This is a genomic window from Streptosporangium sp. G12 (genome assembly GCF_052983175.1).
Window position 1 is genome coordinate 23,638 of the sequence record NZ_JBRIQO010000005.1, and the last position, 12,325, is coordinate 35,962.

Consider the following 12,325-nt stretch of genomic DNA (forward strand, 5'->3'; position numbering starts at 1 on the left):
GGGACCCGTACCGCAGGCCGCAAGGCCCGAGGACCGGAAGCCCCGCGGCAGCTCCAAAGAGCATTGCTTTAGTCTCCAATCTCCCCCTGGTGGAGGAGGCCATTCAGGAGAGCGATCGCTATTCCGTCAGGATCACCGCTCTGACGTGCCGATACAACAAGCAACGTAATCACTCTGCTCTTAATCATTCCGTACATGTCCCGAAGTGAGGGAACTACCTGATATGCCCCGGATCTCCAGTGTGTTCACTGCCAGCGTCAACGACGTTCCGTCCTGTTTAGATCCTCCGGATACTGTGGTCTCCAGCGAAGCAGTCCTCCGCACTCGATCACTTCCTGTGTGACGCGTACCCTCCCTATCTGGGTACGTAGGGAGCTTAGGGTGAAGTGGGTATTCCGCTGCGGCCAGCATGGCCGCGTCACCGCGTCTATGAGCTGCTTAAGCGTTTCAGCCCTGGGCAACTGCTTGAGGTAGCGGAGAGACGTCATGTGCATGTCCGGCACTGGCAGCTTCCCTGCATATAGCTGCTGCGGTGTCCCCACGGCCCAGAACCAAGTGATCTGCTTGAAATCAGGCCACCCCGCTGGAAGAACTGGTGCCACCTCCGAAGCCAAGAGTCCTGATCGGAGACCATCAAGCTGGCGGGCAGCACTCAGGATGATCTCGGAGGTTTTCATGGATTCCTTCAGAGTATGTGCGTCAATAGGCCACTTGACCTCCACACACAGACCTACGCCCGCCGAAGGATCGATGGCCACCAGGTCTAGATCACCAGCGGTACTACCGTTCGGCCTTTTGACCTTAACTCCCTCCGCCACCTGCACGTCGGGAATCTCGCGAACCAGTTCCCCCCACTCATTGGCCCGCTTGCCGAGCTGTTTACCTACCTTGCCGAAGCGGGAAGGGTTGGCGGCGACGGCTCGTAGCAACAATCGCTCAATCCCGATCGGGTTGATGAGAGCTGGGCAAATAATGAGCTTGTCCTCGCAGGGAATCAACGGAGCCGCCAGCGGGCTAACACCCGGACGGAATGTAAGTAGATCGACCATCTCCTGAGCTACGTCAAGATCCGCCCCGTCCTCAACAGTCTCCACTAACTTGGCGGCGATCTCGTCTCTAGGAAGCCACGCTAGCGTGGGACCGGTATGACCGGTGAGCGCAGCGCAGACGTCCAACACATGGCACATGCCAACCAGACTCGCCCAGTGCTGAACAACCACTCCCATGTTGAGCCGACCTCCCAGAGAAAAGCCAGACGGAAGTTTCCCTTCCGGTAAGGCCTTTCGGTAGGCTTCGACCTCTTTTAGGGCCCATCGGGTTGCCGCCCTCCTGACTGTGAGAGGAATCCCCCTCACGGGCTTCGCGGAAGTAAGGCTTAGGACCCACCGGTCGATCTCTGGAACGCGGTGGTTCGAACTGTTCCGCGGAATCGTCAGCAGTTCCAGATACATATCAGCCACTTCGATGGACGGATCCTGCGTGATGGCTAGGCTGAAACCGCCCGACGACTTGGTGACCGAGAATCCGCCGACGCTGAGGGTTGTTTCAAGTCGTTCGATCACGTCGAACGACTCAGCCATGTCCACAGCCTGAGCGGCGTCCTTGCGAGAACAAGATCCATTACCGAGTGGGAATTCGGTGTTCCAGCGAATCAATCGTTTGAAAGTCCTCGTCCACAGTGCCGAGTTCTCCGTGACATGCGGATCCCTAAGACGCAGTGCCTCCTTGTGCCGCTTGCGTGCCGCCTCCTGGAGGAGGATATGGATTCGATCCGTTCCGGCCATCCATGCCGGCAAGCCCGAGACGACGCGATGGCGTCCCCGTAGGTACTCCCTAAGCTCCTCCTGAGCACTTTGCATACGTCATATTTCGACACACGGGGAGATCGCGGGCAACTTATTACCGAGATTGAAGCCTGGGAGTTAGATCATCGAGGGTGATTCATGACCCTTTGATGACTTTGTGTTCGGTATGACGGAGTTATGAGGTATCCCGAAGGCGGTGGACTGACCGCCCGAGACAGAGCACGACGTGAGGCGGTGCGGCTACGCGCGGCGGAGATGTTCTCGCACGGAACGTCGCAGGCCCAGGTGTCCGTCCTGCGGAGGGGAACCTCAGCTGGGGGCTGTCAGCAGCGTGAACTGTGTCCGCACGTGACGACGAGGTGAGCCGGTGTGGCGGCCAAGACCATGATCCGCAGCTCTAGGGTGCTCGAAGTGTCATAGAAGCGTTGCGGTACCGGGCCGATGGGGAAGCAGCACACAGACTGGCACCCGGGCTGGCAACTCTGGCGGATATGACCAATCGCACACTTTGCGGAAGTCGAGCGTGCCACCAGAGAACTTCGCTTCGTCGAAAACGATCGTCCCACCGGAGAACCGGGCGCCATCGAAGCCAACCGTGCTGCCAGAGAACAGTGCGACGCTGAAGTGGATCTTGCTTCCGCAGAACCTTACGTAGTCGAAGTAGATCGTGCCGCCGGAGAACGTCGCATCGTCGAAGGTGATTGTGCCGCCGGAGAACGTCGCCTCACCGAAGTCGATCCCTCCACCGGAGAACTCTGCATGATCGAAGGTGACCGTGTCATCGGAGAACTTCGCGCCGTTGAAGGCGACTCTGCCGCCGGAGAACTTCGCGCCGTCAAAGGCAATCGTGCCGCCGGAGAACTTCGCACGATTGAATCCGACCATGCCGTCGGAAAACCGTGCCTCGTCGAAGCAAACTGTGCCGCCGGAGAACTTCGCGCCGTCGAAGGTGACTGTGCCGCCGGAGAACACCGCGCCGTTGAAGTAGACCGCGCTGCCGGAGAATACCGTGTCGCTGAAGTACACCGCGCCGTCGGAGTAGACCGTGTCGCTGAAGTAGACCGCGCTGCTAGAGAACACCGCGCGCTGGAAGGTGACCGTGCTGCCGGAGAACACCGCGCCGCTGAAGTCGCCGCCGTCGAAGACGACTCCGGTGAAGTCGAAGTCGTGGCCCTGCCAGGAGGCGGCGGACTCCTTGCGCAGGTGGGTGGTAATGACGCGGATGATGGTGTGTCGTACCTCGCGCAGGCCAGCGAAGACCAGACGTTCAGCTGGGTCACCGTCGCCATGGTCGCCGGGGTCAGAGACGTAAGGTATGCGCAGGTAGGCGCACAGAACGTCGATCATCGTCTGGCGCAGCTCGCGGGTGGGTGCATCGTCAGCCAGCCCAGCTAGAGCGTGGACCCCACCGAGCTGGACGGCCGGGGAGGGATCGCCGAGTTGGGCGACCGCGGCGGTGAAGCGGTCGGTGAGTTGGCCGCGTTCGGTCAGCTCGTGGGTACGCCGCTGGCCTTGCTCGGTGAGCTCGAAGATACGCAGTTGTGCCTGCTCGTTGAGGTCGGCTGAACGGCGGGCCGCTTCCACACCATCATGGGCGGCCTGAGCGCTGCGCCGGGCCGAGGCGGCGTTGGCAGCGGTGTAGTAGATCGCCGCAGCAGCCAGCAGCCCGGTCCCAATGGACAAGACGCGGTTGCGAACCGCATCCAGCGCCTCGGCCAGTTCCTTGCCCCGCAGCCCGGTCACACCATCGATGTGCTCCAGCACCCACGCCGCCCCCGGGCCCAGCACCCAGGCCAGCACCGCGACTAAGACCACACTAAGCACCGTGAGCACGAACCGGGGGAAACCTGGCCACCACCTCATGCCCTCCAGGTTGATCGGTTCGTGCGGCCTCCACGTCGCGGTGGCCATCAGCGATGACCAATCGTGACCGGCCGCCGTGCCCGGTCGGCGGTTGCCGAATACGCGCATGGCCACCGGCACCTCGAAAAGCCCCTAACTCACGTCAAGCATCCCCGGGCCGGTCCATCGCCACTTAATCAACGCTCGAACGCTAGCATCTCCAGGGCAAGGCCCATAAAGTGTCTGTCCGCTGACAGCTGGCTGTTCTGTTATCGCAGGCAAGAGCGACCGTCCGCTTTTCAGGCGGAGCGATCACCCTGCTGCACCCGACCGGCACGAGGTCAGAAGGCCGTGGACGGCTGCTGACGTATGCCTGTGGTGGCCGATGTTGTCGTCACTGTTGTCGTCAAGTGGATCCGTCCGCTCATCGGCGGGCAGGAGGACGCCTCCCGCGAGATTGCAACTGATTGACCAGAAAACTTCCCCTGATGCACTTCGCATAGAGCTACTCCCCTCTCCGCTCGGACTGCCCGAGGACCGATCAAGTACATAACGGACTACAGCCAGCATCGCCACAAGGACGATCCACGCTGCGATCCCGGCCGGAATTGAACCGACGGCCTGCCCGATCGACCAACGGACGGATCCATGCAGGCCAACGAGCATCAACCCTTAAAGGTTCCCGGATTTTGCTAATAAGGACAGCAGTAATCACAACGACTCAATCCTTCCCTACCTTAAGACGCACAACCTGTCAATACATATTTTCGTTATTCAAAGCGAAAAAAACCTCTAGCTGAAAGCAACAACTATCGATATGTTGCGCATGTGGCGAGAGGAAAAAAGAGTTTCATAGAAAAATACTGGGGCTACGGCGTGCTTTTAGCTCTTGTCGGCGCTTGGTGGATCGTAGACGACAGAGGAAAGATCGCCCCCTTTCTGATCGCGGGATCGTTACTGGCGATCATCTATTTTCTTTTTAGAGTTCCTCGGACATGTGGAGCCGAAGGCCGTCAAGGTCCGTGCAGAAATAATGCTCAAGGCCTTCTATTCGGTTGCAATCAGGTCCGTGAGCACAAGCGGCAAAATTTTGCTCGCCGGCTAGGGAGAGAACGGTGGCGCAGGATAAACCGAGGACTTTGGGCCACACCCAAGGATGCGGTGGCCACTCTATCCTGCTTGGGCGCAACGGGTTCAGCCCTGGCGGCAACAATGGCCGTTATCTTAGACCGCGGATAGATCTCCCTCTTAAGCCCTTTAGCACAGACTGCTACGGTGGTTACTAAATAAAAATATCCAAGCGAGTGCCGAAGCCAGCGATCGTCACGGCCTCAGCCGAACACTTCATTACGAGTTAGAACACGATCGTCCAGGATCGTTCACAGCTGTCTTCCGAGCCTGCTCAGGCGGGGCTCATGAGGTCCCTCAGTCCACGGTCGTCCAGGTCCGTCCAGACCTGTTGTTAGCACCCGCGTTAGCAAGATCGACGTTTATGTCTCTCCCACTTCCGAATTGGTCACCGAACCGCGTGCAAGATCTCCATCGCCTGCAGCACGTCCGTGACGACGTGGTCCGCCTCGTGCTCCTGGTCTGGCCAGGTCCCTCGGTCGATCCAGACCGTCCGGAGACCGGCGGCTCGTCCTCCACCGATGTCGGCGACCAGGTGGTCCCCAACCATCCATCCCCCATCGGCAAGAGTCATGCCGCACCGCCGGGTAGCGATCTCGAACAGGCCGACATCGGGCTTGCGAATACCTTCGAGCCCGGACAGCGCGTAGGCATCGACGGCCTCGGCCAGTCCCGTCCACTGAATCTTGCCAAGCTGGTTGTCCGCCGTCCCGTTGGTGACGATGGCCACCTTCCACCCTGACGCACGCAGTCGAGCCAGGCCGTCCATCACCTCTGGCCGACAGCGCACCAGGTACGGCATGCGCTTGCGGTAGCGGCCCCACAGCTTCTCGACCGACTCGGTGAGGATGAAGCGCTCACGGACTTTAGCGAAGAAGACCTCACGATGCGGATAACCTGCCTGATCGAGAGCGAGTAGCCAGTCGACCGCCTCGTGTCCGAGGCCGTACTCGTCGGCGAACTCTGCGGCCCACGTTTGAAACGCCTCGTCCAGGTTCACGAGCGTGTTGTCCAGATCGAAGAGCGCAAGCCGTTGCACAATCACCAACCCTACGGGCGAACCGTCTTCTCAACCGGCGGCCGATGTGTACTGGACCGCCCTGAGGTCGTCGACGAGGTCGGTTTTGGACTTCCTCGACCGCTCTTAGGTAACGGACTTAGAGGCGGTTCCGTGGCATCTTTTGAGTTTCTTACCTGACCCACAATGGCATGAAGCGTTCATTGTGTAGGACAGAGCACCTCGTAGGGCGGCGACGTCGGGGTGATCAGGGCCGTAGGCAGCTTCAGTGATGGCCACCGCCCGCTCAAACAACAGCACCGCCTCACCCGGCCGCCCCAGCGCGCGGAAACTGACCGCGAGGTTACCCAGCCCGATGGCGACGTCGGGGTGGTCGGGGCCGTAGGTGGCCTCGGTGATGGCCAGCGCCCGCTCAAACAACGGCACCGCCTCACCCGGCCGCCCCAGCGCATGGAAGCTGACCGCGAGGTTACCCAACCAGATGGCGACGTCGGGGTGGTCGGGGCCGTAGGCGGCCTCGGTGATGGCCAGCGCCCGCTGCTCCAACGGCACCGCCTCACCCGGCCGCCCCAGAACACGGAAGCTGCCCGCGAGGTTACCCATCCCGATGGCGACGTCGGGGTGGTCGGGGCCGTAGGCAGCTTCAGTGATGGCCAGCGCCCGCTCAAACAACGGCACCGCCTCACCCGGCCGCCCCAGAACACGGAAGCTGACCGCGAGGTTACCCAACCAGATGGCGACGCTGGGGTGGTCGGGGCCGTAGGTGGCCTCGGTGATGGCCAGCGCCCGCTGCTCCAACAGCACCGCCTCACCCGGCCGCCCCAGCGCACGGAAGCTGCCCGCGAGGTTACCCAGCCCGATGGCGACGTCGGGGTGGTCGGGGCCGTGGGCGGCCTCGGTGATGGCCAGCGCCCGCTCAAACAACGGCACCGCCTCACCCGGCCGCCCCAGAGCATGGAAGCTGCCCGCGAGGTTACCCAACCGGATGGCGACGTCGGGGTGATCAGGGCCGTAGGTGGCCTCGGTGATGGCCAGCGCCCGCTCAAACAACGGCACCGCCTCACCCGGCCGCCCCAGCGCACGAAAGCTAGCCGCGAGGTTACCCAACCGGATGGCGACGTCGGGGTGATCAGGGCCGTAGGTGGCCTCGGTGATGGCCAGCGCCCGCTGCTCCAACGGCACCGCCTCACCCGGCCGCCCCAAATCATAGAAGCTGAGCGCGAGGTTACCCAGCCCGATGGCGACGCTGGGGTGGTCGGGGCCGTAGGTGGCCTCGGTGATGGCCAGCGCCCGCTCAAACAACGGCACCGCCTCACCCGGCCGCCCCAAATTACGGAAGCTGAGCGCGAGGTTACTCAACCGGATGGCGACGTCGGGGTGGTCGGGGCCGTGGGCAGCCTCGGTGATGGCCAGCGCCCGCTGCTCCAACGGCACCGCCTCACCCGGCCGCCCCAAATCACAGAAGCTGCCCGCGAGGTTACCCAGCAAGGTGGCGACGGTGGGGTGATCGGGGCCGTGGGCAGCCTCAGCGATGGCCAACGCCCGCTGCTCCAACAGCACCGCCTCACCCGGTTGCCCCAGCGCACGAAAACTGCCCGCGAGGTTACCCAGCAAGGTGGCGACGATGGGGTGATCGGGGCCGTAGGCGGCCTCAGCGATGGCCAACGCCCGCTGCTCCAACAGCACCGCCTCACCCGGTTGCCCCAGCGCACGGAAATTGACCGCGAGGTTACCCAGCAAGGTGGCGACGATGGGGTGATCGGGGCCGTAGGCGGCCTCAGCGATGGCCAACGCCCGCTGGGCGAGATCATGGGCTCGTTGATGCTGACCTTGCACTCGGGTGAAGAGGGTGGCCTGGTTGAGGATGAGGCTGAGTTCGACAGGTTCGTCTCCGTGCCGGTTGCAGGAGACCAAAGCGTCGATGTGGGGCATCAGATCGCGCCATAACGGCCAGCCGCTAACGTTAGAGTCCGGATCGGGCGGTAGCGCCTGCCCCATCCAGATCAGGGCGGTGCTGCGCGCGACGTGCTGGCGAGGATCGTCGTAGTCAAGGCCATGGCGGATCACGGACTGGAACAGCCGGTGCATGCTGATCGTCTCAGCCTCGTCCACTCCGGACCGGGCGATCATGCTATAGGAAGCCAGTACTCCTAACGCCTCATCCCACCCGTCCTCGCCGTTTTTTGTTGCCTCATCCTGGTGATCGCCGGGCGGGAGGACTCCGAGCAGGAGGCGAGGAATGTCATCGGGGGCGTAGCAGGCCAGCACCCGCAGGAGGTGTTCGGTGGCCAGGCCGGTGCGTTGGTCGTGGTCTTGTAGTGCTGTCAAGTGGTGGTGCCACAACCGGGCCATGATTCGCTCGGCCTCGCCGCCGTGCGGGAATCGCGCGTGTATCTGCGCGGGTTCCTCGCGCAGTTGCCGCAGGTAGCGGGTAGGGCTGCAGTGTTGCTGGTGCATGTAGGCCGCTGCCTGCTCCAGCGCCAGCGGCAGATACCCCAGCTCGGCCGCGATGGTCTCCAAGTCGGCCCCCTGGTCGGGGCTGAGCGGCTGGGACTGCTCGATGATGGCGCGCATCAACTTCAGTGCCGGCACCCTGTCCAGTACGGGCAGCGCCAGGGGGGTCAGGCCCTGCCAGTAGACATCTCGCCGGGTGGTGATCACCAGGTGGCCGGCTGATAGCCGGTTCAGGTGCGGGCGGATGTCGTCGGGATCTTCGACGTTGTCTAGCACCACCAGCCAGCCGGGATGGGCCTGGAGCCAGTCCAGCGCCCAGGTGGCGGCTTGCTCGACGTCACCGACCAGACCGACCGGCGGGTGAAGCACCGCAGCTAAAGCAGCTAGGCCCTGGTGCAAGTTGCGTGGGGAGTCAGCGGTGATCCACCACGCCACCGGGTAGCGATCCTGGTAGAGGTGGGCGTACTGGCGGACCAGCTCGGACTTGCCCACCCCGCCCATGCCGTACAGCACCTGGCGCACCACCACCGGCGCCCCCTCACCGGTCAGCATCTCCCGCAGTTGTTCCAACTCCTGCCCGCGGCCGACGAACTGCCAGGCTCGTGGCGCCTCCATGTGGCGCACCGGCTCGTGGGGCCGAACATGGACTTGCCGGGCGGGAAGCAGACTGCCCGGCTCCAGACGGGGCGCATAGATCGGCGAGTGATCCCCTGTAGTGGCCTGGCCGATATCGCCTCCTGCGGCCACTGCCTTCGCACCTGATGCGGTGACCACCGCTTCCGGTGGGGTCTGCGGCATATCAAGCAGGAGTGATAGGGGACTGATCGCCTGTGGTGACCGAGCCGGTGATGTCGCGCCCGGCTGCTATCGCTCCCTTTCCCGATGCGGTAACCGTGGTGGTGACGGTGCGGCCGGTGGCGACATCAGCCTGCTCCAGCATGGCCCGCACCTGAGCGGCCAGCTCCGGATCAGCCGTCAGGAATTTTTTGATCTGGACCCGTAAGACCGCTTGAAGATCCTCGTTGTCCGGATCGGCGGCCAGCTCCGCCACCGCCTCAGGCACCTCCTGCTCGGAGGTCACGCCGAAGATGCGTTGCAGCAGCGCACGTCCCCATCCGACCGTGGCATCGGCAGCCTCTTCATTGGCCCTGGCCAGCACCGCACCGCCATAGGCGCCGACCGCCGCCGTGACGTACGGCGACACCTCCTGGGCCAGGGTCACCAGATCCCCGCTCATGCTTTCAGTCCTCCCCATACTTCATGACGACCCCTGACGGCATGCTCGTGGCATCCCTCGCCATGAACGACTCTAATCACCAAACCGCAACCAACACTGGCAAAGCGTCAACTTCGATCCACTCTGCGTTATCCAGTGGCAAGGCTCGACGAAGGAGAGCTGCGGCAGCCGATCGCCCCAACTGGCTACGGCCAGCGCCGAAGTGAGCGATCGTCACGGCCGCCACCACGACGACATCGGCAAAGAGCTTCCTCGTCTCGCAAGTTCTGTCGCCTGGTTATCGAAAGCGCGTGGGTGGCGCTGGCCGCGACCGGCCGAAGAGCCGCAGCGCGGCCAGCGACCGCCTACGCGCGGCGAGACGCCGTAGGCGGATCGCCTTTAAAGACGAACAGATAAGTTTCTTTCGATCTTGAGCGGGCTGTGTCAGGTCTTATGATCTGCGTGACAGATCGTGCTCAGGACGTGTATGACACTTCGCCGAGTGCTGGCGGAGTTGAGCGTGGTCGAGCAGCGGTATCAAGCCGTGTTGCAGGTGTCATCTGGAGCGAGCGTCACCGAAGTCGCCCGGCGGTTCGGAGTCTCGCGTCAAACGGTGCATCGGTGGCTGGGCCGCTATCGCGATCAGGGTCTGGGCGGGCTGTCGAACCGCTCATCTCGCCCGCACACCTCCCCGGCTCGAACTCCGGCCGCGGTGGAGGCGTTGATCTGTGAGCTGCGGCGTAACCATCCCCGCTGGGGTGCTCGCCGGCTGGTGTGGGAGCTGATCCGCCGCACCTGCCCCGGCCCGGTGCCGTCCCGGGCGACGGTGCATCGGGTGCTGGTGCGTCACGGCCTGGTGCAGCTCACTCCTCGGGGGCGGCGGCGCGAGGATTACACGCGCTGGCAGCGATCTGAGCCGATGCAGCTGTGGCAGATGGACATCGTCGGCGGGATCATGCTGGCCGACGGCACCGAATGCAAGATCGTCACCGGGGTCGGCGACCACTCCCGCTACTGCGTGTCCGCCACCGTGGTGACCCGGCCCACCGGCCGGGCCGTGTGCCTGGCCCTGGCCGACGCATTGGAGCGCCACGGCGTCCCCGATGAGCTGCTGACCGACAACGGCAAGCAGTTCACCGCCCGCTTCGGCCGCGGCGGAGAGGTCTTGTTCGACCGGATCTGTCGCGAGAACGGCATCACCCACCGCCTGACCCGCCCGCACTCACCCACCACCACCGGCAAGGTCGAACGCTTCCACCAGACCCCGCGCCGCGAACTGCTCGACGACCACGGCCCGTTCGACAGCATCGAGCACGCCCAGCAGGTCCTGGACGCCTTCGTCGCCGACTACAACACCCACCGCCCACACCAGGGGCTGGACATGGCCCGCCCCGCCGACCGGTTCCGGCCCCGCTGCGACGAGCGGCTGCCGCTGCGCCTGCCGGCGGACCTGCGCGCCGCAGGAGCACTTTCCGAACCTGAGACGAAACCTGAGACCGTCGCTGAGCCGGCGGCGCTGGCACCGGTGCCGGTCGAGATAGCAACGCCGGTGATGCCGGTGAACGGAATCGATCCGGTGGATCTGGCGGTGGAGTTCACGCGGGTCGTGCCGGCCTCGGGCAACCTGACCGTCTGCGGGCAGCAGTTCTGGCTGGGCACCCACCGCGCCGGTCTGACGCTCACCCTGCGAGCCGACGCCGGCATCGTCGAATTGCTGATCGCCGGGGCCCGGATCAAGAAGGTGCCGTCCCGGCTCACCGTCCAGCATCTGCGGCAGCTGATCGCCGAGGGCGGCACCCGCCTCCAACCGGCCGCCGCACCGGCCCACCCCGGTGCCAACGGTGCGGTCGAGGTGGAGCAGACCGTCAACGCCTCCGGTTCGGTCTCCCTCGGCGGCCGGCAATACCCGGTCGGCTCCCCGTTCGCCGGACGGCGGCTGACCATCCGTCTGGAGGGCGCCGTGTTGCACCTGAGTGACGGGGCCACGCTGCTGCGCAGCTTGCCCAACCCGCTCACCGGCGATCAGGCGGCCCGGCTGCGCGATGCCCGCCCCGCCGGGCCCACACCCCAACCGGCCACCGAACCGATGCGGGTGCAGCGGCGGGTCAGCAGCCGCGGCTGGATCGCCATCGCCGGACAGCGCATCGGCGTCGGCATCGGCCACGCCGCAGCGACCGTGACCGTCGAAGCAGCCGACGCCACCTTCCGCATCACCTGCGCCGGCCAGGTCATCGCCGAGGTCGCCCGCACCACCACCAAACCGATCGCCCGGTTCAAAGTCCGCAAACCCCAGCACTGACCGAAAGATCACGCCGTCGGGTAGAACTGCGTGCATGGATCCGGCGAAGCTGCAACAAGCCCTGGACGACGTCTTCGACCAGGCGCTGCTCAACCATGGCTTCACGAACTACATGCGCGACTACCAGCTCGTGATCCACGTAACTACCGACCCGCGAAGCGGGATCGCACCGGCGACGCTGCGCTACCTGTTCCGCCACTGCGTGCAAGCCACCTGCACCACCACCGTCTCGGCCGACACGTGGCGCGCGTCCCTCGATGACCGGCTCATCACCTACGAAACCGGCGTCGACCTCGACGGATACGTCTGGGGCGTCAACTGGCAGGATCTCTACCCCGGGGCCACGCTCATCACCGACTCACCGACCGCCCGACACTGGGCCACAGCCCTTGGTATCGACTTCCACGAGGTCCGAATCCAGGCCAACGCCCATGATCTGACCCTGATCTTCTCCGACCTGCAGATCGAAGAACTCCCGCCCGAATGGCAGGGACCAAACCACAACTTTCCGATTCAATAGGCATCAGAGAGCAACAGATCATCTAGCCGGAGTGTCACCCACC

General features: G+C 64.0%; 6 protein-coding genes and 1 pseudogene. 2 read left to right on the forward strand and 5 right to left on the reverse strand.

Going from position 1 to position 12,325, the window contains the following annotated elements; translation table 11 throughout:
- Positions 1-257: 257 nt before the first annotated feature.
- The 5 genes from ACVCAG_RS09185 to ACVCAG_RS09205 form a co-directional block, all read right to left on the reverse strand.
- Positions 258-1,580, reverse strand: a complete 1,323-nt coding sequence (locus tag ACVCAG_RS09185) for a hypothetical protein (protein WP_440087614.1) — start codon at positions 1,578-1,580, stop codon at positions 258-260.
- A gap of 639 nt (positions 1,581-2,219) precedes the next feature.
- Complete coding sequence (locus ACVCAG_RS09190) at positions 2,220-3,776, reverse strand: pentapeptide repeat-containing protein (protein ID WP_440087615.1); 1,557 nt, start codon at positions 3,774-3,776, stop codon at positions 2,220-2,222.
- Between the two features lie 1,387 nt (positions 3,777-5,163).
- Entirely contained in the window at positions 5,164-5,820 is a 657-nt protein-coding gene (locus ACVCAG_RS09195) for an HAD hydrolase-like protein (RefSeq protein ID WP_440087616.1), read from the reverse strand.
- A gap of 99 nt (positions 5,821-5,919) precedes the next feature.
- Entirely contained in the window at positions 5,920-9,045 is a 3,126-nt protein-coding gene (gene fxsT, locus ACVCAG_RS09200; RefSeq protein WP_440087617.1) for an FxSxx-COOH system tetratricopeptide repeat protein, read from the reverse strand.
- 1 nt (position 9,046) lies between these two features.
- Complete coding sequence (locus ACVCAG_RS09205) at positions 9,047-9,484, reverse strand: hypothetical protein (protein ID WP_440087618.1); 438 nt, start codon at positions 9,482-9,484, stop codon at positions 9,047-9,049.
- Positions 9,485-9,977: 493 nt separating this feature from the next.
- Between ACVCAG_RS09205 and ACVCAG_RS09210 the strand changes: the two are divergent.
- A pseudogene (locus tag ACVCAG_RS09210) lies at positions 9,978-11,201 on the forward strand (IS481 family transposase); the annotation flags it as partial.
- A 595-nt stretch (positions 11,202-11,796) separates the two neighbouring features.
- Positions 11,797-12,282: a YxiG-like protein gene (locus tag ACVCAG_RS09215; RefSeq protein ID WP_440087619.1), complete on the forward strand. Its 486-nt coding sequence runs from the start codon at positions 11,797-11,799 to the stop codon at positions 12,280-12,282.
- Positions 12,283-12,325 lie beyond the last annotated feature (43 nt).

What these genes read in the sequence shown, in the direction of transcription:
- fxsT (WP_440087617.1), bottom strand. Translation starts at nt 9,045, where the DNA reads ATGCCGCAGACCCCACCGGAAGCGGTGGTCACCGCATCAGGTGCGAAG.
- ACVCAG_RS09215 (WP_440087619.1), top strand. Translation starts at nt 11,797, where the DNA reads ATGGATCCGGCGAAGCTGCAACAAGCCCTGGACGACGTCTTCGACCAG.
- ACVCAG_RS09185 (WP_440087614.1), bottom strand. Translation starts at nt 1,580, where the DNA reads ATGGCTGAGTCGTTCGACGTGATCGAACGACTTGAAACAACCCTCAGC.
- ACVCAG_RS09205 (WP_440087618.1), bottom strand. Translation starts at nt 9,484, where the DNA reads ATGAGCGGGGATCTGGTGACCCTGGCCCAGGAGGTGTCGCCGTACGTC.
- ACVCAG_RS09190 (WP_440087615.1), bottom strand. Translation starts at nt 3,776, where the DNA reads ATGCGCGTATTCGGCAACCGCCGACCGGGCACGGCGGCCGGTCACGAT.